Below are 21,424 nucleotides of genomic sequence, written 5' to 3'. Positions count from 1 at the left end.
CGGAGTCCCTCATGACCGATTTCACCCCCGACGCCATCCTCGATGCCACCGGCCTGAACTGCCCGGAACCGGTGATGATGCTGCACCAGCACGTGCGCGCCCTGGCCGCTGGCGGCCTGCTCAAGGTCATCGCCACCGATCCCTCGACCCGCCGCGACATCCCCAAGTTCTGCAACTTCCTCGGCCACGAACTGCTGCAGCAGCAGGAAGACGCCGGTACCTTCCTGTACTGGATCCGCAAGAAAGCCGACTGAGCCGCTCTGGAACACGCCCGGCGTTGCGCCTACACTGCGTTCCCCAGACAGGAGAGCGCCATGCTGATAGTTGCAGACGAGAACATCCCGCTGCTCGATGCTTTCTTCCAGGGTTTCGGCGAAATCCGCCGTTACCCCGGCCGAAGCCTCGATGCCGCCAGCGTAAGGGACGCCGACATCCTGCTGGTGCGCTCGGTGAGCAAGGTCGACCGCCAGTTGCTCGAAGGCAGCCGCGTGCGCTTTGTCGGCACCTGCACCATCGGCACCGACCACCTCGACCTGGACTACTTTGCCGAAGCCGGCATCCAATGGAGCAGCGCACCGGGCTGCAATGCCCGCGGTGTGGTCGATTACGTGCTGGGTAGCCTGCTGACTCTGGCCGAGCTGGATGGCGTGGCACTGCCCGAGCGCGTATATGGCGTGGTCGGCGCGGGTGAGGTGGGTGGCCGCCTGGTGCGGGTGCTGCACGGCCTGGGCTGGAAGGTACTGGTATGCGACCCGCTGCGCCAGGCCGCCGAGGGCGGCGACTACGTCAGCCTCGAAACCATCCTGCAACAATGCGATGTGATCAGCCTGCACACCCCCTTGCAGCGTGGCGGCGAGCACCCGACCTGGCATCTGCTGGGCCAGGCGCAGCTGGCACAGTTGCGCCCGGGTGCCTGGCTGGTCAATGCCAGCCGTGGCCCGGTAGTGGACAACGCCGCCCTGCGCGAACTGCTGCTGGACCGCGAAGATGTACATGCAGTGCTGGATGTGTGGGAAGGCGAGCCGCAAGTCGACCTGCAACTGGCCGACCTGTGCACACTGGCTTCGCCGCACATTGCCGGCTACAGCCTCGATGGCCGCCAGCGCGGTACGGCGCAGATCTACCAGGCGCTGTGCCGCTTCCTTGGTGTCGGTGAACAGGTGCAACTGGCCGACCTGCTACCGCGGCCGCCGCTGGCGCAGATCGAGCTGGATGCCAGCACCGACCCGGCCTGGGCCTTGGCCACCTTGTGCCGCGCGGTGTACGACCCACGCCGCGACGATGCAGATTTCCGTCGCAGCCTCAGCGACGACCCGCAGCAACAGCGTGCAGCGTTCGATCAATTGCGCAAGCAGTACCCGCCACGGCGTGAGATCGAAGGGCTGGCGGTGCGCTTGCGCGGGGAATCGCCGCAGTTGGCGCAGCTGGTCAGTGCCTTGGGTGGGGTGTTGGTCTGACAGCCTGTCGAAGCTGTGCCGGCCTCTTCGCGGGTAAACCCGCTCCCACAGGGACCGCACAAGCCTTGAGGTCAACGGGTACCTGTGGGAGCGGGTTTACCCGCGAAAGGGCCAGCACAGGATTCAGGCAAATAAAAACCCGGCGCAAGCGCCGGGTTGCAAGAATTCGCCGATCAACCTTTGCGTACGCGCTCGACCCGGCTTTCTTCCAGGGCCTTGCAGGCCTGCTGGATCATCTGCTCGGTGATCGGTACTTCGCGCCCCTGGGCATCGATGATCGAACCGCACACCTGCGGCGGTGGGGTGGTCCGGGGCTTCTGGTTGTCGCTGCCATGCTGCAAGCTCATGTATTGTCTCCTCATCAGGTTCAAGCGCAGGTTAACCCTGTGCCGTGACTGGCCTGTGACAGTGCCGGCAGGGTCACGGCAGGCACAGTCCAGCAGAAACGGCAGCAAAGCTCCATAGCCTGGTTAGATCGATAGGCTATAGCAACCCGGCAAGGGTTCCATAGGCGTGGATGAGTGATAGGCTGCGGTTTCCCTCTATCGTGGTCAGCGCCATGCCCGAATCGGTTTCCCCGCGTCAACGCCGCGCCTTGCGCCTGGGTTGGCAGTTTGTCCGCCCATACCGTCGGCAGGTGCTGCTGGCCTTGTTGGCCCTGGTAGTCACCGCCGCCATCACCCTGTCCATGGGCCAGGGCATCCGCCTGCTGGTGGACCAGGGCTTCATGACCCGCTCCGCGCATCAGCTCAACCAGACCATCGGCCTGTTCCTGTTGCTGGTGGTGGCCTTGGCGGTGGGTACCTTCAGCCGCTTCTACCTCGTGTCGTGGATCGGCGAGCGCTGCGTGGCCGATATCCGTCGGGCCGTGTTCGACCACCTGATCGGCTTGCATCCTGGTTTTTTCGAAGACAACCGCAGTTCCGAGATCCAGTCGCGGTTGACCGCCGACACCACCTTGTTGCAATCGGTAATTGGCTCTTCGTTGTCGATGTTCCTGCGCAACGCACTGATGGTCATCGGTGGCGTGGTGTTGCTGTTCGTCACCAACCCCAAGCTCACCAGCATCGTGGTGGTGGCTTTGCCGCTGGTACTGGCGCCGATCCTGCTGTTCGGCCGCCGGGTACGCAGCCTGTCGCGGCAGAGCCAGGACCGGGTGGCCGATGTGGGCAGCTATGTGGCCGAGACCCTCGGGCAGATCAAGACCGTGCAGGCCTACAACCACCAGGCGCATGACCGCGAACTGTTCGCCGGCACGGTCGAAGCGGCGTTTGCCGTGGCCCGGCAACGGATTGCCCAGCGTGCCTGGCTTATCACCCTGGTGATCGTGCTGGTACTGGGAGCGGTGGGGGTGATGTTGTGGGTCGGCGGCATGGACGTGATCGCCGGGCGCATTTCCGCAGGCGAACTGGCCGCATTCGTGTTCTACAGCCTGATCGTCGGCAGTGCCTTTGGCACCCTCAGCGAGGTGATCGGCGAGTTGCAGCGGGCGGCGGGCGCGGCCGAGCGCATTGCCGAACTGTTGGCTGCACGCAGTGCGATCCTGCCGCCCGCTGTGGCGCAGGCGCTGCCCCAGCAGCGGGCCAGTGGGCGTATCGAGTTGCAGCAGTTGGTGTTCGCCTATCCGTCACGGCCGTCGGTGGCGGCTGTCGATGGCCTGAGCCTGGTCATCGAGCCGGGGCAGACCGTGGCGCTGGTGGGCCCCTCGGGGGCGGGGAAGTCGACCTTGTTCGATTTGTTGCTGCGTTTCTACGACCCCCAGCAAGGGCGCATCCTGCTCGATGGCCGGGCTATCACCGAACTCGACCCCGAACAACTGCGCCAGCAGTTCGCCCTGGTGGCACAGAACCCCTCGCTGTTTCGCGGCACGGTCGAGGCCAACATCCGTTATGGCAGGCCCGAGGCGACCCTGGCCGAGGTCGAGGCAGCGGCCCGGGGCGCCTATGCCGACGCATTCATCCGGCAGTTGCCGCAGGGCTACCAGACACCGCTGGGCGAGGGTGGCATCGGCCTGTCCGGCGGGCAGCGGCAGCGCCTGGCCATCGCCCGTGCATTGCTGGTCGATGCGCCGATCCTGTTGCTGGATGAAGCCACCAGCGCACTCGACGCACAAAGCGAACACCTGATCCAGCAGGCGCTGCCAAGCCTGATGGCCGGGCGCACCACCCTGGTTATCGCCCATCGCCTGGCTACAGTGCAGCATGCCGACCGTATCGCGGTCATCGACAAGGGCCGGCTGGTGGCAGTGGGGACGCATCGCCAGTTGATCGAAGAGAGCCCGCTGTATGCCCGGCTGGCGGCCTTGCAGTTCACCACGGGGTAGCTTGTAGTGGCGTTGTAACATTTCTGTAGTATTTGCCTGAGAGTATCTAGCTCTACTGTTGCGTAAGTGCTCGACCTGGCTGCCATTGCTTGATGGCAGCCTTTTTTTGGCCTGCCAGCAACCGGGCTGCGTTGCACCCTATTGCCAACTTGCGCGGCCCCCGGTCTTCCTCCTGTTTTCCGAGATCCAAGATGCTGCGTAAATCCCTCAGAGTGCAAATTCTCTCCCTGCTCGGCGGCAGTCTGGTGGCGATGTTGCTGATCGCCCTGGTGTGCTTCCAGTTTCTCTCTTCCAGCGTGCGCGGCTACGCCGAGCTGGTTGACGGGCCGCTGCGGGCCTCGCAATTGATCGACGAAGCCAACCTGCAGTTCAAGATCCAGGTGCAGGAGTGGAAGAACGTGCTGTTGCGCGGGCGCCAGCCGGCTGACATGGACAAGTACTGGCAGCAGTTCCAGGCTCGCGAGCAGCAGGTGCAGCAACTGCTCGGGCAATTGATCGATAGCAGCGACGCCAGGCTTGAAGCGCCGCTGCAGCAACTGCGTGATAGCCACCGACAGCTGGGCCAGGCCTATGCGCAGGGGCGCCAGGCATTCCTGGCGGCAGGCGGCGATCCGGTGGCTGGCGACCAGGCGGTAAAGGGTGTGGACCGCGCTGCCAGCGAGCAGATGAGCGAACTGGTCGAGCAACTGCGTGCCGAAGCCCGACAGCATGCCGCCAGCCTCAGTGCTGGCGCCGAACGCACGGTATGGCTGGGCCTGCTGGTGATGCTGGCTTCAGCCGTGTTGGTGGGGCTGTTCAGCCTGTGGCTGGTCAACCGCAGCCTGATCGAGCCGATCCGCCAGTTGATCGAGTATGTCGCGCAGCTTAGCCAGGGCCGCTTTGCCGCCCGGGTAGACAGCCGCCGCGAGGACGAACTGGGCCGCCTGGCGCGGGCCGCCAACACCCTGCGCGACTTTCTCGCCGACACGGTAGGCCGGCTGCAGGACAACGCCCAGGAACTGGAAGGCGCCAGCGGCCAGTTGCGCAGCATTGCCGGTGACATGGCCCGTGGTACCCACGACCAGTTCCAGCGCACCGACCAGGTGGCCACGGCCATGCACGAGATGTCCGCCACTGCCCAGGAAGTCGCCCGCCACGCCGCCGAGGCCGCTCGCGCGGCGGACGATGCCGACCACAGTGCCCAGGCGGGCGAGCAGGTGATGCAGCAGACCATCGACATCATCGGCGTGGTCAACCGCGAAATTGCCGGCACGGCGGCGGTGATTCGCGATCTGGAGCATGACAGCACACGCATTGGCAAAGTCCTCGAAGTGATCCGTGGCATTGCCGAGCAGACCAACCTGCTGGCGCTCAACGCGGCCATCGAAGCGGCCCGTGCCGGCGAGGCCGGGCGTGGTTTTGCCGTCGTTGCCGATGAGGTGCGCAGCCTGGCCCAGCGCACGGCGGCGTCGATCGCCGAAATCCACCAGATCATCGAAGCGGTGCAGTCGGGGGCGGTGGAGGCGGTCAAGGCCATCGAAAGCGGCCAGCAGCGCAGTGAGGAAGGTGCCGAGCAGGTGCAGCAGGCCGGGCAGATGCTGCAGCGCATCACCCTGGCGGTGGAGGCGATCCGCGACATGAATCGGCAGATCGCCACGGCAGCAGAAGAACAGACCAGCGTGGCGGAAGACATCTCGCGCAACCTGATCGAAATCACCCGCATCGCCACGGCCAATCAGCAGGCGGTGCAGCATACCGAACAGGCGGGGCAGCGCCTGCATGGCCTGTCGGGGCAGCTGGGCGAAGTCACCTCCCGCCTCACCGCCTGACGCCTCCACATGCCTGACGCGGTCCCTGTAGGAGCGGCCTTGTGTCGCGATGGGCTGCAAAGCAGCCCCCTTCGATATCAACATTTTTGCGAAATACTGGGGCTGCTTTGCAGCCCATCGCGACACAAGGCCGCTCCTACAAGGGCTGCGCAAGGCGGGGAAATCCGCCATTTCATTGCAATGCATCCGGCCCTCTGGCGGATTTTCGCCATCCTCCCAGTCATCTGTCCCCTGTATTCACTGCTCCAGACCCAGTTGGCACGTTCCCTGCTCAAGGCGCCGCGCGTGTACACAACAACTGGATAACATCAATGAAGAAATTCCTGCTGACGTTCCTCTGCCTGGGCGTCATCGGCTGCTCCAAACCCGCGGAGCCGGAAAAGACCGTCGACGTGTTGCTGATTGGTGGTGGCATCATGAGTGCCAGCCTGGGCACCTACCTCACCGAACTGGAGCCTTCCTGGAAGGTCGACGTCTACGAACGCCTGGATCAGGTAGCCGAAGAAAGCTCCAACGCCTGGAACAACGCCGGTACCGGCCACTCCGCGTTCTGTGAGCTGAACTACACCAGCGTCGGCAAGGACGGTAGCATCGACATCAGCAAAGCCGTGGGGGTCAACGAGCAGTTCGAGGTTTCCAAGCAGTTCTGGGCCTATCAGGTCGAACAGGGCGTGCTGAGCAACCCGAAGTCGTTCATCAACAACGTGCCGCACATGAGCTTTGTGTGGGGTGATGACAACGTCGCCTTCCTGCACAAGCGCGTCGACGCCCTGCAGCACAGCTCGCTGTTCCGCGGCATGGAAATTTCCGAAGACCATGAGCAGATCCGCAAATGGGCACCGCTGGTGATGGAAGGCCGTGACCCGGACCAGAAAATTGCCGCCACGCGCATGGCCATCGGTACGGACGTGAACTTCGGCGAAATCACCCGCCAGTTGTTCGCTGCGATGAGCCGCAACCCCAATGTGTCGCTTAACCTGCGTCATGAGGTGCGCGACATCGTGCGCAACGATGACGGCACCTGGCATGTGCGGGTGGCTGACCTGGCCAACGGCGGCGAGGAAAAGGCCGTCAACGCCCGCTTCGTGTTCATCGGTGCTGGTGGTGGCGCGCTGAAGCTGCTGCAGAAGTCGGGCATCCCCGAAGCCGAAGGCTATGCCGGCTTCCCGGTCGGTGGCCAGTTCCTGATGACCGACAACCCCGACCTGGTCGCCCGCCACCAGGCCAAACTGTACGGCAAGGCCTCGGTCGGTGCACCGCCGATGTCGGTACCACACCTGGACACGCGGATGATCGATGGCAAGCAGGTGCTGCTGTTCGGCCCGTTCGCGACCTTCTCCACCAAGTACCTCAAGCACGGCTCGCTACTGGATATGTTCGCCTCGCTGAACAGCCACAATGTGCTGCCGATGGTCAATGCCGGTATCGACAACATCGACCTCAGCACCTACCTGATGGGGCAGTTGATGCTCAGTTTCGATGACCGCATGAACGCGCTGCGCGAGTATTTCCCCAACGCCAAGAACGAGGACTGGAAGCTGCTGCAGGCCGGCCAGCGGGTGCAGGTGATCAAGAAGGACCCGGTACTGGGCGGTGTGCTGCAGTTCGGTACTGAAGTAGTGGCGGCACAGGACGGCAGCATCGCTGCGTTGCTGGGCGCCTCGCCGGGCGCCTCGACTGCGGCGCCGATCATGCTGACCGTGCTGGAAAAGACCTTCAAGGACCGTATCCAGTCGCCAGCCTGGCAGGCCAGGCTCAAGGAAATCGTGCCGAGCTATGGGCAGAAGCTGAACAACAACCTGGCGCTGACCAACCAGACCCGGGCATGGAGCAGCGAGCGCCTGCAGTTGCTGTATGTGCCGGTGGAGGCCGAGCAAGCGTTATGACCGGTTGACGCAGCCCTTTGTAGGAGCGGCCTTGTGTCGCGAGAGGGCTGCCAAGCAGCCCCGGCGATATGTGCAGCGATGCCGGGATCTGGGGCCGCTTTGCGGCCCATCGCGACACAAGGCCGCTCCTACAGGGACTTTTCAATGCGCAACAAAAAGCCCGCACAAGGCGGGCTTTTTGATGAGGATCTGGTCGGAGAGACAGGATTCGAACCTGCGGCCTTCTCGTCCCGAACGAGACGCGCTACCTGGCTGCGCTACACTCCGATGAAAGAAATCCTACTGCATACTTTTTTTGCACGCAAGCCCTTGTTGTTGAAAGGGCCTTTGCAAAAAACAGGCTGCGATCAGAGCTCTTTCACGGTGCGGATCTGGTCCTTGTTCAGGCGCGTGCGCTTGCCGTCCAGCTGCTCGAATTCGTAGAAGCCCGAGTCTTCGTCGAACTTCGGTGTGTCGGTGGCCTGGATTTCGCGACCGTCGTTCAGGGTAATGACGGTTGGCGATGCGCAGCCAGCGAGGGCGCCCAGGCCCAAGGCGAGCAGGAAGGCGGGTAGGGTCCGTTGAATCATCGTGTTTCTCCAGTGCGATGGTGCTAGATGACATTAAGACGCAGGGCGTCCACGCAAGTTCCGTCTACAGTGCAGCATAGCGGCAAAACCGTGGCATTGATCGAGGGCAAGGGCCATGGGCGTCACGCTGTGATGGGCGTGCGCTGTGTTATAACTGCCGCCATCCCATCCTGTTGTGACGGACCCCCATGAAAGCCAAGGCAGATACCCCCTTCGTGCCGCTGAACATCGCCGTGCTCACGGTCAGCGACACACGTACCTTCGACACCGATACCTCCGGCCAGCTGTTCGTCGACCGGCTGAGTGCAGCTGGCCATCGCTTGGCCGAGCGTGTGCTGCTCAAAGACGACCTGTACAAGATTCGCGCCCAGGTCGCCACCTGGATTGCCGATGACAGCGTGCAGGTGGTGCTGATCACCGGCGGCACCGGCTTTACCGGTCGCGACAGTACGCCCGAGGCCGTGGCCTGCCTGCTGGACAAGCAGGTAGAAGGTTTTGGCGAACTGTTCCGGCAGATTTCCGTGGCCGACATCGGCACCTCCACCGTGCAGTCGCGCGCCCTGGCCGGGCTGGCCAACGGTACCCTGGTGTGCTGCCTGCCGGGTTCGACCAACGCGGTGCGCACTGGTTGGGACGGTATCCTCGCCGAGCAGCTGGATGCCCGCCATCGCCCGTGCAACTTCGTGCCGCACCTGAAGCAGGCAGCGGCCTGCGACAGCCGTGGCTGAGGTGCGCCAGGCCCGGCCGCTGATGCCGGTGGAACAGGCCCTGGAGCAGCTGCTGGCGTTGGCCGAGGCGGCACCGATCCGCGATGCCGAGAACCTGCCGCTGGCCGAGGCGGAGGGCCGAGTGCTGGCCACCGACCTGGTGGCCTCGCTCGACCTGCCGCCTTGGCCGAACAGCGCCATGGATGGTTATGCCTTGCGCCTGGCCGACTGGCAGGGCGAACCACTGCCGGTCAGCCAGCGGATTTTTGCCGGCCATGCGCCGCAGCCGCTGCAACCGGGCACCTGTGCGCGCATCTTCACCGGGGCACCGCTGCCCGAAGGTGCCGACTGCGTCGAGATGCAGGAAAACACCGAAGTGACGGAGGATGGCCGGGTACGTTTTCTCGAAGCGCTGAAGACCGGGCAGAACATTCGTCCCCAAGGCCAGGAAACCCGCAAGGGCGAACAGGTGATGAGCGCCGGCACCCGGCTGGGGCCGATCGAGCTGGGCCTGGCTGCGACCTTGGGCCACGGCCGCCTGGATGTGGTGCGCAAGGTGCGGGTAGCGGTGCTGTCCACCGGTGACGAACTGGTCGAACCCGGCCTGCCGCTGGGGCCGGGGCAGATCTACAACAGCAACCGTCGGCTGCTGGTAAGCTGGTTGCAGCGGCTGGGCTGCGAGGTGGTCGATGCGGGCATCCTGCCGGATGACCTGGCACGCACCCGCACCTGCCTGGCCGAACTGGGCGATGTCGACCTGATCCTGTCCACCGGCGGTGTCTCGGTAGGCGAGGCCGACTACCTCGGCGCCGCCCTGCGCGAAGCTGGCGAACTGGCCTTGTGGAAGCTGGCGATCAAACCGGGCAAGCCGCTGACCTTCGGCCACTTCCAGGGTGTGCCGGTAATCGGCCTGCCGGGTAACCCGGCCTCGACCCTGGTCACCTTCGGCCTGCTGACACGACCCTACCTGTTGCGGCGCCAGGGCGTGACCGATGTCACGCCGTTGCGCTTCGACATGCCGGCCGGCTTTGACTGGCCCAAGCCCGGCACGCGCCGCGAGTACTTGCGCGCCCGCGTCGAACAAGGGCAGGTGCGCATCTACAAGAACCAGAGTTCTGGCGTGCTGCGCAGTGCGGCCTGGGCCGATGGGCTGGTCGAAGTTCGTGAAGGCAGTACGCCGAAGCAGGGTGACAGCGTGCCATTCATCCCGTTCAGCGAACTGCTTGGCTGAGCGGGTCAGTCAGGCACTGGCCAGCGGCACGGCCGCGACTGGTGCCGCCTGAGCCAGGCGCATGTGCACGTTCTCCAGCTGCTGGGCGGCCACGCTCCAGTCGTGGCGCTGGCGGGCGAACTGGCGCCCGGCATCGCTCAACTGGCTCATGCGCCAGGGCTGGTTGAGCAACTGCGTGATCAGCAGGGCCAGCTGGTCGCCATCCTCACTGCCCAGGTAGTGCTCACCGTTGTTCGCAGCCAGGCCTGAAACACCTTTGCCGGTGGTGATCACCGGCAAACCGGCGGCCATCGCTTCGAGGATTTTCACCTTGGAGCCACCGGCATAGCGCAGCGGTGCGAAGAACAGTGCCGAACGCCGCTGCAGCTCACGCAGGTCTGGGCGGTAGCCGAACCATTCGATGCGCGGGTCGCTCCAGTGCAGTTTCCAGCTGGCCGGCATGGCATGCCCGGCAATCGCCAGGCGCACTGCCGGGTTGCTCATCCAGACCTGCGGCATGATGTCTTCCAGCGCCCATTCGATGGCCTCCAGGTTGGCGCCATACTCGAAGTTGCCAACGAACAGCAGGCGCTGGCTGTGTAGCGCAGGTTGCACGTGCTGGTAGAAATCACAGTCCACGCCATTGACCACCACGTTCACCGGGCGCCCGCTGATCTGCGCGATCAGCTCGGCATCGTGGGCGCTGACCGCCACCAGTTCGCTGGGTTGGCGCAATACTCGCTGCTCCCAGCGTCGATAGCGCCAGCGGTCGAAGGCGTTGAGCGGGCGCAGCCACAGCGGCAGGCGATCGTGGCTGGCGCTACCCATCACCGATTCCAGGGTGTGCTCGCTGAGCATGTATGGCAGTCCGCGTGCCTGCAGGGCCTTTTCGAAGGGCTGGAAACTGTAGCTGTGCTCGATCTGGATCACATCCCAGGGCTCGTCCAGCAATTGCTCGAAGCGGTGCCGCAGGCAAGGAGCCAGGCCATTGATGATTGCCCGCATAGGGTAGGCGATGATCGGCGAGGCCAGCAGATTGAGCGGGCTGTGCAGAGGGCGGCGGGGGATTACGATCAGGCGTTCGAGCAGCGGTTCCAGGGCATCGCGGGCGGCATCGCCGAGGGGCATCTTCGATTGCACCAGCAGGGTAATCCGGTGGCCCCGCTGGGCCAGTGCGCGTATCAGGTGGTATTGCCGGGTCTTGCTGCCGCTGGTGGTCGGCCAGGGCAGATATGGCAGTGTCCAGAGAATGCGCATGACCCGAAATCCTCGCTAAAGGCTGCGGATAGCAAGACGCGCCCGATGGCGGCAGTGGTGAAACCACTGCCGGGGCGCGTCCATGGCAAGAAAACGTATCTGCTGAGCATAGCTGTCCATTGCCAGGCGTGTGGGAATTGACCGGCCTACGCAATTAAATACTGGGAGCGGCCTAATGCCAGTCAGTTAAGGTTTCTACAGGCTTTACTGGGGCTGCTTTGCAGCCCATCGCCGGCAAGCCAGCTCCCACCCCGACCGCATAGACCTCAAGCATTGTGCAGTACCTGTGGGAGCTGGCTTGCCGGCGATGGGCCGCAAAGCGGCCCCGAATTGCTTAACTGACAGGAACTGGGGAGCGGCCTGCTATTTTTTTGGGCGCATGCAACGATCCGCGATTGCAAAGGGTCGAGATCTGGGTTGATCACTTCACGGAGGCGCACACATGCAAGGGCGCAAGGCAATGCTGATCCTGCACGGCAAGCAGGCCATGAACGAAGACCTGCGCGGTGCCGTGCATGGCTTGCGCGACAGCGGCTGGGTGCTGGATGTGCGGGTCACCTGGGAGGCCGGTGATGCCCAGCGCCTGGTCACCGAGGCGCTGGCCGCCGGTTATGGCCATATCGTCGCCGGAGGCGGGGATGGCACGCTGCGTGATGTCGCCGAGGCCATGGGGCTGGCCGGTACCGAGGCCAGCCTGGCGTTGTTGCCGCTGGGCACGGCCAACGATTTTGCCAAGGCCGCCGGCATACCCCTGGAGCCTGCCACGGCCCTGGCCTTGCTCAACATACCCGCAAAGCCGATAGACCTGGGCCAGGCCGGCGACCAGTTGTTCCTCAACATGGCCACCGGCGGTTTTGGCAGCCAGGTCACGGCCAATACCTCCGAAGACCTGAAGAAAGTGCTGGGCGGGGCCGCCTACCTGTTCACCGGGCTGTCGCGCTTCAGCGAACTGCAGGCAGCCTCGGTGGAGCTGCAAGGGCCGGGCTTCGAATGGCAGGGTGACCTGCTGGCGCTGGGGATCGGCAATGGCCGCCAGGCCGGGGGTGGGCAGGTGCTATGCCCCGAAGCCCTGGTGGACGACGGCTTGCTCGACATCGCCATCCTGCCGGCACCACAGGAGATGGTTGGGGCGCTGCGTGAGCTGTTGGCCGGTAACGGTCTGTTCGTCAGGGCCCGGTTGCCCTGGGTCGATATCAAGTGCTCGCAGGGGCTGGACATCAACCTCGATGGCGAGCCGGTGCAGGCCGACACGTTGCGCTTCCAGGCCAGGCGCGCCGCATTGCACTTGCACCTGCCAGACGGGTCGCCGTTGCTCAGTCGTCCAGGCTGATGATTTTCTCGCGCACGGCGAACAGCACCAGGCCGGCTACGTCATGGATCTGCAGGCGTTTCATGACTTGCGAGCGGTGGGTTTCCACTGTCTTGATCGACAAGCCCAGGCCGGTGGCGATTTCCCGGGTGGACTTGCCGCGCACGATCAGGCGCAGGATTTCCAGCTGCCGCGCCGTGAGGTTATGCCGCTCGCCAGCGGGTTGCTTGCCCTGCCTGTTGTGCTGCAGCGCCTGGTTGATGACCGTATGGGCGATGGCTGGGCTGAGGTAGCGCTCGCCGTTGCGCACCGCCGCCAGGGCCTGCTCCAGTTCAGTGGCGCTGGTGTCCTTGAGCAAGTAGCCGTGGGCGCCGCTTTCCAGGGCGCGCATGATCAGGTCCGGGTCGGTGTGCATCGACAGGATCAGCACTTTGCAGGTGCTGCCGCTGGCGCGCAGTTGGGTGAGGGCGTCCAGGCCGCTGGTCGAGCGCATGGAGATGTCCAGCAAGACGATGTCCGGCGTCAACGTGTGCACCTGTTCGAGCAACTGGCTGCCGTCGTCGGCTTCACCGATCACGTCATAACCGGGGATGTCGCAGACCAGCGCGCGCACACCGGCGCGGATCAGCGAGTGGTCGTCTACCAGCAGCAGTTTACAGGTCATGGGTAGCAGTACTCCTGGCGCGTTGCTGGGTGCGCGGTGGCCATGGGAACATCGCCTCGATGTGCGTGCCCAGGCCGAGCTGGCTGGTGATGTCCAGGCTGCCCCGTAACGCGGTTACCCGCTCCTGCATGCCGGCCAGGCCCCGTTGACCTGCTTCGGCCGGTTGCCTGGCGGGCACGAAACCGCGGCCATCGTCGTGGATCGACAACGCCAACCCCTCGGGGGTGCGCTGCAGGCGGACTACCAGGTTGCGTGCCTGGGCGTGACGCAGCATGTTGGTCACGGCTTCCTGGGTAATGCGGAACACCGCCATGGCCACGGCCTCGTCGATGCCCCCCAGGCGCTGGTTGCACGCCAGGCTCCAGTGCACGCCGCTGTTGTCCAGGGTGCGCACCAGGTGTGCGCGCAGGCTGGCTTCCAGGCCCAGGCTGGCCAACTGCCGCGGGTTGAGGAGGGCGGAAACATCGCGCACGTTGCCCAACGTGTCATCCAGCGTGCTGCGCAGGGTGTCGCAGTGGCCTTGAAGCTCATCGGGCATGCGCTTTTGCAGCCACTGCAGTTGCAGCTTGGCGGCGGTGAGCAGCTGGCCGATGTCGTCGTGCAGTTCCCGGCTCAGGTGCTGGCGCTCGTCCTCCTGGACTTTGAGCATGCGCTCGGCCAGTTCCGCCGGGCGCAGGCTGATCGACCTGGCGCCCAGGGCCAGGTGCACGGCTGCGCCCAGCGTGGCGGCGAGCTGCAGCACCAGCAGGCTGGCCGGAATCGCCTGGTCGGCCAGGTACAGCATCAGGTTGGCGACCAGCGAGGCCACGCACAGCCCGACCGTCGCCCAGCGCAGCAGGGTGGCGCGGAAGCAGCACCGCAAGGAAGTCTTCAAGTGTGGAAACATAGGTAGAGGAGCCACTGAAGTATTGCTGATGGAGGCCTTGCACTATCCATGTCAGAGGCTTTGTAGCAGTACTTGCTATTTACTTTCGAGCACGTGATCTTGCCACCTTGTTGCAGGGTGCAAGCGTTTGTGGGGGCGCATATTACCACTTCGCAGTGCATTGGTCGCGGTCGGGAAACGCCATGAAACGCTTGCGGGGCGGGCGCTGAAGGGTAGCAATGTGCCACTCGGTTTGATCACGCAACAGGCACTTGCCATGCAACTTGCGCGCTGTTGATTCAACTTGGCCCATGGCAACCTGGAAAACTTCTGGAACTTTCCAAGTTCGACCAGAGTGGGCTTGAATAAACGTGCCCGGCTGCATCTTGCGCCAGTTCAATAGGTGGTGGATGAGCGGCCGGAGTGCGTGCTGCCTGCCGTCTCGGAATGCGGGTGGATGCACACGCTGCCTTGCTCCTTGCAGGACGTGCAGGGTTGTGCGAACGGTTGCTGCACGGCCTTGGCCAGTTCACCTAGCAGCACCAGCTGTTCGCCGATGTCCAGGTTGAGCCGCCCGGTGCAAGGGTCGACCAGTTCCAGCTGCCAGGCCAGCAAGGTCAGGCAGGCCTCTACCGCAGGCAGGGCTTCGCGCTGCAGGCAACCGCCCTGGCAGGCCGGTGCCAGCAGCTGCTGCAGGGCGGTCGTGTAGTGGGCCACTTCGCGCAGGCCCAGGTGTGCGGCCTGTCGAGCGAGGTTGTCGAGGGCATTGTCCAGGCAGTGGCAAGCATCCGGGTCGTTGTCGATCAGTTCCAGGTGCTGCAGGCATTCCTGGGCCTGGGTCAGCAGGACCTGGGCATCCAGCAGGAACCCCTGCAGGGCGGTATCGAACGACAAGGCGCTGTCCATCATGATGCACCCGCGCGTGGGGCAGGCGCAGGGGACGGGCACGCCAAAACGATAGCTAACAAAAGCCTGACTCCATTCATGCAATGAGAATGGCGTCACATTAATGGCTAAAGGATATCGCGAACATCAGGTTGCGCCCGATTGTGGCTAAGGGTTTCCCTGATAAGGGGCTCAGGTGGGGAACTTTTACCGTTCCGCTCAATAACCTGCGCTTCTCGCAGTAAAGCATGATGGTAAAGTGATATCAATTACCTTCCCGGCATTTTCCCGAAGGGGTCAAGGTGTGGGTGAAGCCGCCGATACAGGGTAGATGATTTCACTTTTTCCGACTCAAGCCTGGGGGCTTTCCAATGGCTGGCATTCTCGACACGGTAGACCAACGTACGCAACTGGTGGGTGAGAACCGCCTGGAAATCCTGATGTTTCGCCTGGCCGGCCGCCAGCTGTTCGCGATCAACGTGTTCAAGGTGCAGGAAGTGCTGCAACTGCCCAAGCTGACCCTGATGCCCCAGCGCCACGCTTTCGTCTGCGGCGTGGTCAACCTGCGCGGCCAGACCCTGCCGGTGATCGACCTGTCCCAGGCGATCGGCATGCGCCCGCTGCAGCCGGGGCCGGACAGCACCATCATCGTCACCGAGTACAACCGCTCGGTGCAGGCCTTTCTGGTGGGCGGTGTCGACCGCATCGTCAACATGAACTGGGAAGCGATCATGCCGCCGCCGTCCAGCGCCGGGCGCCAGCACTACCTGACGGCCATCACCAAGGTCGACGACAAGCTGGTGGAAGTGATCGATGTGGAGAAGGTGCTGGCCGAGATCGTGCCGTATAACGCCCGGGTTTCCGGTGACAAGCTCGCCGACCCGGTGCTGGCCCGGGCTCGCGGCCGCGAAGTGCTGCTGGTGGACGACTCCAGCGTGGCCCTTGCGCAATTGCGCGACACCCTGTCCCAGCTGGGCGTGAAGCTGCACGTGGCCAGTGATGGCTTGAAGGCGCTGCGCATGCTCAAGGGCTGGGCCGACGCTGGCGAGAACGTGTGCGAGAAGCTGCTGATGGTGTTCACGGACGCCGAGATGCCGGAAATGGACGGCTACCGGTTGACCACCGAGATCCGTGGCGATGCCCGTCTGCGCCAGCTGTACGTGGTGTTGCACACCTCGCTGTCGGGTAGTTTCAACGAATCGATGGTGAAGAAGGTGGGCTGCGACAACTTCCTGTCCAAGTTCCAGCCCGATCGCCTGGTCGAAGTGGTCAAGCAACGCCTGTTGCTGGATGCCGCTACCGCGTGATCCCGGCCCCCTGCTGGGTATAAGCTTGGCGTTTTGGCATGACGCGAGGCGGCAGGGATGTTTCTCAGTGAGCTGTATCGGTACCCGGTGAAGTCGGGGCAGGCGCAACGCCTGCAGGCTTCACCGGTGGGGTTGCTGGGGTTGCAGGGCGACCGGCGCTGGATGGTGGTGGAGGAAGAGAACGGACGCTTCCTTACCCAGCGCGCCTGGCCTCAGCTGGGCCAGATCAAGGCAAGCGATGATGACAGCGGCCAGTTGCTGTTGGAAGCTCCTGGGCAGGCACCGTTGCGAGTGCCTGTGCCACCTGCCGATGACGCCCTGCGTGGTGTGACCATCTGGCGCGATACCTTGCGAGTGCCGGATGCGGGCGATGCGGCGGCGGTCTGGCTGAGCCAGTTGCTGGGCAAGGCCGTGCGCCTGGTCCATTGCCCGGAGCAGCGTGCGCGTTATCTGCCTAATGGCTATGGCTTCAACAGTGACCGGGCAGCGTTTCCGGACGGTTTTCCACTGTTGCTGATCGGCCAGGGTTCGCTGGATGAACTCGACCGGCGTGTCGGCCGGCCCATGGAAATGCTGCGTTTTCGGCCCAACCTGGTCGTGCAGGGGGGTGAGCCGTTTGCAGAAGACGGCTGGAAGCGGATTCGTATCGGCAGCCTGGAGTTTCGCGTGCTCAAGCCCAGTGTGCGCTGCATCTTCACCACTATCGACCCGGCTTCCGGCGAGCGCAGCGAGGACCGTGAGCCGATGGCCACGCTCAGGACCTTCCGCGAAAGGGAAGGGGATGTGCTGTTCGGGCAGAACCTGGCGGTGGATGGCAGCGGGTGGTTGGAGGTAGGGATGCAGGTCGAAATCCTGGAGTAGCTGTGTTGCCTGGGTCGGCCTCTTCGCGGGTAAACCCGCTCCCACAGGTACTGCACCGCATTCAGGACCGGTGAAATATCTGTGGGAGCGGGTTTACCCGCGAAAAGGCCGGCACAGGCTCAGCGACGATCACATGTCATCGAAGTACCGCTCATGCCAATCCACCAGCGGCTGCGGCGAGTTCAGCTTCTGCCCGTAGATCACCGAATACGACAGCACGTTCTGCACGTACTGGCGCGTTTCATCGAACGGGATCGACTCCACCCACACATCGAAGCTCAGGTGCTTGGCGCCTTTGAGCCACTGTCGCACCCGCCCGGGCCCGGCGTTGTAGGCTGCCGAGGCGAGCACCCGGTTGCCGTTGAACTGGCTGTGCACCTGGCTCAGGTAGGCAGCGCCCAGCTGGATGTTCTTGTCCGGGTTGAGCACCTGCGCCGGTGATGCCAGCGGGATGCTGAACTTGCGCGCGGTTTCCTTGGCCGTGGCCGGCATCAACTGCATCAGGCCGCTGGCACCTACCGGGGAGCGGGCATCCTCCATGAATGCGCTTTCCTGGCGGGTAATGGCGAATACCCAGCTCGAATGCAGGCCGCGGACCTTGGCCTCGCGCACCAGCGTGTCGCGGTGGGCCATCGGGAAGCGAATGTCCAGGTCGTCCCAGTACTGCGCCTGGCTGATGGTGCGAATGGCCGGGAAGTACCAGCGCAGGTCGTAGCCCAGGCGTGCCTGGGCGACCATTTCGTCGCGGCTGAAGTGGCGGCTGACGTGGTACCACTCGCGGCGGCCTTCGACGATCTGGCCGCGGGCGTGGAACTCCAGGGCACGGCGAATGCCTGGGGTGTTGCGTACCTTGTTGACCAATTGTGGGCTGAGCACCAGCGGCTTGTTGTTCAGCTGGTAAGGGGTTTGTGCCCGGTCGGCGGCGAGGAAGCCGTAGAAGTCACGCTCGCGCGCCACGGTCTTGTACAGCAGCGGGACCTGTGGATTGTTCGGCTGCGCCAGCTCCAGGCTGCGCGCCTGCCAGTACTTCCAGCGGCTGCTGCTGGCCAGGTCCTGGGGCAGGCGGCGGGTCAGCTCGTAGGCGTCTTCCCAGCGGCCCAGGCGCAGCAGCAGGCGCAGGCGCCATTCGCTGACGGTGTTGTCACGCAGTTCGGGGTCGTAGCGGGTCATCAGGTCGAGCGCGCGCGGGTCGTAGCGGCGCGCCAGGGTCAGGCCGATTTCGCGGGCGATGGCTACCTTCTCGTCACGGGAAAAGTGCATGCGCTGGGCGTAGTCGTCGAGCAGCGCCATGGCCCGCTCAGGGTCTTGCCGGGCCAGGCGGCGCAGGCCGAGGCTGACCACGTCGGACATGGCTTCGTTGACCGGGGTGAAGCGCGACGGCTGGTTGAGCAGCTCGGGTTTCTGCGCTACATCGACCAGCAGGCGCCCCTGCGGGGCGAGGGTGGTCAGGGTCTTGACCAGGTTGTTGGCCAGGCCGTAGTTGCGCGCCTGGGTCGCCAGCTTGGTGCGTTGCCAGCGCTTGGCCTCGGTCAGCTGGCCCTCGGCCGCCCACATGCCGAACAGCGTGTCGCAGGTGGCCGGCTGCGACTTGCCGACGTTCCACAGTTTGTCGGCCGTGGCAAAGCCCTCGGCGCGCAGGCCGTGGCTGAGCTGATACTGGCCGTTGAGGCAGTCCAGTTCGGTGAAGTTGAGCTTGGGGTCGTAGTACTTGACGAAGGTGTTCCATTCGCCGCGTTCGGCCAGCCAGCGCAACCAGCGCAGTTTCATCCAGTTGGCCTGGGGCAGGTCGCCATGCTTGGCGAGGAAGCCTTCGATTTCCTGGTTGCTGGCGGTTTTCAGGCGGGCGGTGAGTTCGTCATAGGCCAGATAGGGCGTCAGCGGGTAGTCGCTGAGGGCCTGGGCATAGCGCAGGTAGGGGCCTTTGTCGCCCTTGGCCAGTGCACGCTTGGCCTCGTCATAGTACTGACGTTGCAGGGTAAGGTCGGCGGCCTGCGCGGCGCAGGTGGCAGCGCTGAGCAGCAGGCAGGAAGCAATTTGTAACAGGCGGCTGCGCATGATACGTCCGGGCAGTTGAACCATGGGGAAGTGACGGCGGAGCCAGCACTGATGGAAGCTATTGCCTTAGCTTAGCTGTTTGCCGGCGGCGGGTGAAAGCACTGTGCTTGTATCCGGATATTAAGTTCGACCGGATGTCGCAAAGCCCTCGCCGGCTGGTCAGGCGGATGCCGTCGCAGGCCAAGTCAGGTAGAATGCGCGCCCGATTTATGGAGACCAACATGACCCTGCTCAAATTCAGCGATGTGTCCCTCGCATTCGGTGCCATGCCGCTGCTGGACCACGTGTCCTGGCAGATCGCTCGTGGCGAGCGGGTGTGCATCATCGGCCGCAACGGCACCGGCAAGTCGAGCATGCTGCGCCTGGTCAAGGGCGAGCAGAAAGGCGACGACGGCGAAATCTGGCGTGCCCCGGGCCTGAAGATCGGCGAGCTGCCGCAGGAGCTGCCGGTGGCCGACGAGCGCACTGTGTTCGACGTGGTGGCCGCAGGCCTGGATGGCGTGGGCGAGTTGCTGGCGCAGTTCCATCACCTGAGCCTGAACATCCAGGGCGATGAAGACCTGGAAAAACTCATGCATGTCCAGCACGAGCTGGAAGCCCGTGACGGCTGGCGCCTGCAGCAAGTGGTGGAAAGCACCCTCAGCCGCCTGCAGCTGCCGGCCGACAAGACCCTGGCCGAACTGTCCGGTGGCTGGCGCCGCCGCGTGCTGCTGGCCCAGGCGCTGGTGTCGGAGCCCGACCTGCTGCTGCTCGACGAGCCGACCAACCACCTGGACATCGGTGCCATCGCCTGGCTCGAAGAGGCCCTGCGCAGCTTCAACGGCGCCGTGCTGTTCATCACCCACGACCGTTCCTTCCTGCAGAACCTGGCCACCCGCATCCTGGAGCTGGACCGCGGCGGGCTGATCGACTGGAACGGCGACTACGCCAGCTTCCTGGTGCACAAGGAGGCTGCGCTGGCCGCCGAGGAAACCGCCAACGCGCTGTTCGACAAGCGCCTGGCCCAGGAAGAGGTGTGGATCCGTCAGGGCATCAAGGCCCGCCGTACCCGCAACGAAGGCCGCGTGCGTGCGCTCAAGGCGCTGCGCGTGGAGCGTAGCGAACGCCGCGAGCGCCAGGGCAAGGCCAACATCCAGATCGAGGCGGCGGAAAAGTCCGGCAAGCAGGTAATGGTGCTGGAAAACGTCAGTTTCCATCACCCTGAGGGGCCGGTGCTGGTCAAGGACTTCTCCATGGTCCTGCAGCGTGAGGACCGCATCGGCCTGCTGGGCGCCAACGGCACCGGCAAGACCACCCTGCTCAAGCTGATGCTCGGCGACCTGGAGCCGACCAGCGGCAAGGTCGAGCGCGGCACCAAGCTGGAAGTGGCCTATTTCGACCAGATGCGCCACCAGCTCGAGCTGGAAAAGACCGTGATCGACAACCTGGCCGAAGGCCGCGATTTCATCGAGATCGACGGCCAGAACCGCCATGTGCTGAGTTATCTGGGCGACTTCCTGTTCAGCCCCCAGCGTGCCCGTACGCCGGTGAAGGCGCTGTCGGGTGGCGAGCGCGCGCGGCTGCTGCTGGCCAAGCTGTTCAGCAAGCCGGCCAACCTGCTGGTGCTTGACGAACCGACCAACGACCTGGATGTGGAAACCCTCGAGCTGCTCGAGGAAGTGCTGTCCAACTACAAGGGCACCGTGCTGATCGTCAGCCACGACCGGGCGTTCCTCGATAACGTCGTCACCAGCACCCTGGTGTTCGAAGGCGAGGGCAAGGTGCGTGAGTATGTCGGTGGTTACGAGGACTGGATTCGCCAGGGCGGTTCGCCGAAGCTGCTGGGCGTGACCGAGAGCAAGGGCGGCAAGTCTGCGCTCAACAGCGCGGTGGTGGAGAAGGTCGAGGCCAAGCCGGCGCCAGTGGCTGCTCCGGTGGCCGAAGAAGCATCGAAGAAGAAGCTCAGCTACAAGCTGCAGCGTGAGCTGGAGATGCTGCCAGGGCAGATCGACGCGCTGGAACAGCGCATGGCCGAGGCCCAGGAAGAAGTGAATGCGGCGGGCTTCTATCAGCGGCCGATTGCAGAAACTTCGGCGGTGCTGGCGAAGATCGAGAAGCTGCAGGCGGAGCTGGATGTGCTGGTTGAGCGCTGGGCCGAGCTGGAAGGCTGACCGGCGTTAGCCTGACCCGGCCTCTTCGCGGGTGAACCCGCTCCCACAGGTCCTCCACAGATTTTCAGGTCTGTGCGGTCCCTGTGGGAGCGGGTTTACCCGCGAAAGGGC

General features: G+C 64.3%; 18 protein-coding genes and 1 tRNA gene. 11 read left to right on the top strand and 8 right to left on the bottom strand.

The annotated features are described in order from the left end of the window. The first annotated feature begins 11 nt into the window (after window positions 1–11). Together tusA and pdxB are read left to right on the top strand one after the other, a co-directional pair. Window positions 12–254 carry a sulfurtransferase TusA gene (gene tusA / locus J5M58_RS16000; protein ID WP_112252118.1) on the top strand — a complete coding sequence of 81 codons (243 nt, stop codon included), beginning with the start codon at window positions 12–14 and terminating at the stop codon, window positions 252–254. A gap of 60 nt (window positions 255–314) precedes the next feature. Continuing rightward, entirely contained in the window at window positions 315–1,457 is a 1,143-nt protein-coding gene (gene pdxB / locus J5M58_RS15995) for a 4-phosphoerythronate dehydrogenase PdxB (RefSeq protein ID WP_207878710.1), read from the top strand. Between the two features lie 173 nt (window positions 1,458–1,630). On the opposite strand, the gene J5M58_RS15990 is transcribed toward pdxB, so the two are convergent. Further along, on the bottom strand, window positions 1,631–1,804 hold the full coding sequence (locus tag J5M58_RS15990) for a PA1571 family protein (protein ID WP_166674232.1): 174 nt from the start codon (window positions 1,802–1,804) through the stop codon (window positions 1,631–1,633). Window positions 1,805–2,016: 212 nt separating this feature from the next. Between J5M58_RS15990 and J5M58_RS15985 the strand changes: the two genes are divergently transcribed. From J5M58_RS15985 to mqo, 3 genes are all read left to right on the top strand, one after another. After that, window positions 2,017–3,780, top strand: a complete 1,764-nt coding sequence (locus J5M58_RS15985; RefSeq protein ID WP_112252169.1) for an ABC transporter transmembrane domain-containing protein — start codon at window positions 2,017–2,019, stop codon at window positions 3,778–3,780. 191 nt (window positions 3,781–3,971) lie between these two features. Further along, entirely contained in the window at window positions 3,972–5,588 is a 1,617-nt protein-coding gene (locus J5M58_RS15980) for a methyl-accepting chemotaxis protein (protein ID WP_112252120.1), read from the top strand. A gap of 311 nt (window positions 5,589–5,899) precedes the next feature. Then, complete coding sequence (mqo, locus tag J5M58_RS15975; protein ID WP_207878708.1) at window positions 5,900–7,474, top strand: malate dehydrogenase (quinone); 1,575 nt, start codon at window positions 5,900–5,902, stop codon at window positions 7,472–7,474. A 190-nt stretch (window positions 7,475–7,664) separates the two neighbouring features. On the opposite strand, the gene J5M58_RS15970 is transcribed toward mqo, so the two are convergent. Further along, window positions 7,665–7,741: transfer RNA gene (locus J5M58_RS15970), tRNA-Pro, on the bottom strand. A gap of 80 nt (window positions 7,742–7,821) precedes the next feature. Further along, complete coding sequence (locus J5M58_RS15965; protein ID WP_025338312.1) at window positions 7,822–8,043, bottom strand: YgdI/YgdR family lipoprotein; 222 nt, start codon at window positions 8,041–8,043, stop codon at window positions 7,822–7,824. 188 nt (window positions 8,044–8,231) lie between these two features. Between J5M58_RS15965 and moaB the strand changes: the two genes are divergently transcribed. Then, window positions 8,232–8,771, top strand: coding sequence for a molybdenum cofactor biosynthesis protein B (gene moaB / locus J5M58_RS15960; RefSeq protein WP_025338313.1), 540 nt, complete (start codon window positions 8,232–8,234; stop codon window positions 8,769–8,771). A 22-nt stretch (window positions 8,772–8,793) separates the two neighbouring features. Further along, window positions 8,794–9,981, top strand: a complete 1,188-nt coding sequence (glp, locus tag J5M58_RS15955; protein ID WP_112252170.1) for a gephyrin-like molybdotransferase Glp — start codon at window positions 8,794–8,796, stop codon at window positions 9,979–9,981. A gap of 9 nt (window positions 9,982–9,990) precedes the next feature. On the opposite strand, the gene J5M58_RS15950 is transcribed toward glp, so the two are convergent. Further along, window positions 9,991–11,217 (bottom strand): glycosyltransferase family 4 protein, encoded by a 1,227-nt coding sequence (locus J5M58_RS15950; RefSeq protein WP_112252122.1) that lies wholly within the window; start codon window positions 11,215–11,217, stop codon window positions 9,991–9,993. A gap of 442 nt (window positions 11,218–11,659) precedes the next feature. On the opposite strand from J5M58_RS15950, the gene yegS reads away from it, so the two are divergent. Beyond that, window positions 11,660–12,547: a lipid kinase YegS gene (gene yegS, locus J5M58_RS15945; RefSeq protein ID WP_112252123.1), complete on the top strand. Its 888-nt coding sequence runs from the start codon at window positions 11,660–11,662 to the stop codon at window positions 12,545–12,547. On the opposite strand, the gene J5M58_RS15940 is transcribed toward yegS, so the two are convergent. The 3 genes from J5M58_RS15940 to J5M58_RS15930 all read right to left on the bottom strand — a co-directional run bounded on the left by J5M58_RS15940 (window position 12,531) and on the right by J5M58_RS15930 (window position 14,961). Beyond that, complete coding sequence (locus tag J5M58_RS15940; RefSeq protein WP_207878707.1) at window positions 12,531–13,190, bottom strand: response regulator transcription factor; 660 nt, start codon at window positions 13,188–13,190, stop codon at window positions 12,531–12,533. The two genes, yegS and J5M58_RS15940, sit on opposite strands and share 17 nt — an antisense overlap. Then, entirely contained in the window at window positions 13,180–14,076 is an 897-nt protein-coding gene (locus J5M58_RS15935) for a sensor histidine kinase (RefSeq protein ID WP_207878705.1), read from the bottom strand. Before J5M58_RS15935 ends, J5M58_RS15940 begins: the two co-directional genes overlap by 11 nt. Window positions 14,077–14,451: 375 nt before the next feature. After that, window positions 14,452–14,961, bottom strand: coding sequence for a histidine kinase (locus J5M58_RS15930; protein WP_112252126.1), 510 nt, complete (start codon window positions 14,959–14,961; stop codon window positions 14,452–14,454). A 350-nt stretch (window positions 14,962–15,311) separates the two neighbouring features. On the opposite strand from J5M58_RS15930, the gene J5M58_RS15925 reads away from it, so the two are divergent. Both J5M58_RS15925 and J5M58_RS15920 read left to right on the top strand, forming a co-directional pair. Then, window positions 15,312–16,247, top strand: coding sequence for a chemotaxis protein CheV (locus J5M58_RS15925; RefSeq protein WP_112252127.1), 936 nt, complete (start codon window positions 15,312–15,314; stop codon window positions 16,245–16,247). A 57-nt stretch (window positions 16,248–16,304) separates the two neighbouring features. Continuing rightward, complete coding sequence (locus J5M58_RS15920) at window positions 16,305–17,108, top strand: MOSC domain-containing protein (protein WP_112252128.1); 804 nt, start codon at window positions 16,305–16,307, stop codon at window positions 17,106–17,108. 129 nt (window positions 17,109–17,237) lie between these two features. Here J5M58_RS15920 and J5M58_RS15915 read toward each other — a convergent pair whose 3' ends face one another. Continuing rightward, on the bottom strand, window positions 17,238–19,163 hold the full coding sequence (locus tag J5M58_RS15915; RefSeq protein WP_112252129.1) for a transglycosylase SLT domain-containing protein: 1,926 nt from the start codon (window positions 19,161–19,163) through the stop codon (window positions 17,238–17,240). Between the two features lie 221 nt (window positions 19,164–19,384). On the opposite strand from J5M58_RS15915, the gene J5M58_RS15910 reads away from it, so the two are divergent. Next, the gene (locus tag J5M58_RS15910; protein ID WP_112252130.1) at window positions 19,385–21,313 is read left to right on the top strand and encodes an ATP-binding cassette domain-containing protein; all 1,929 of its coding nucleotides are present in this window, start codon (window positions 19,385–19,387) and stop codon (window positions 21,311–21,313) included. The last annotated feature ends 111 nt before the right edge of the window (window positions 21,314–21,424 follow it).

This window comes from Pseudomonas sp. 32_A, from assembly GCF_017490905.1.
GTDB lineage: Bacteria > Pseudomonadota > Gammaproteobacteria > Pseudomonadales > Pseudomonadaceae > Aquipseudomonas > Aquipseudomonas inefficax.
The sequence above is the reverse complement of the archived record's forward strand: the minus strand, read 5'-3'. Positions and strand labels throughout refer to the sequence as shown.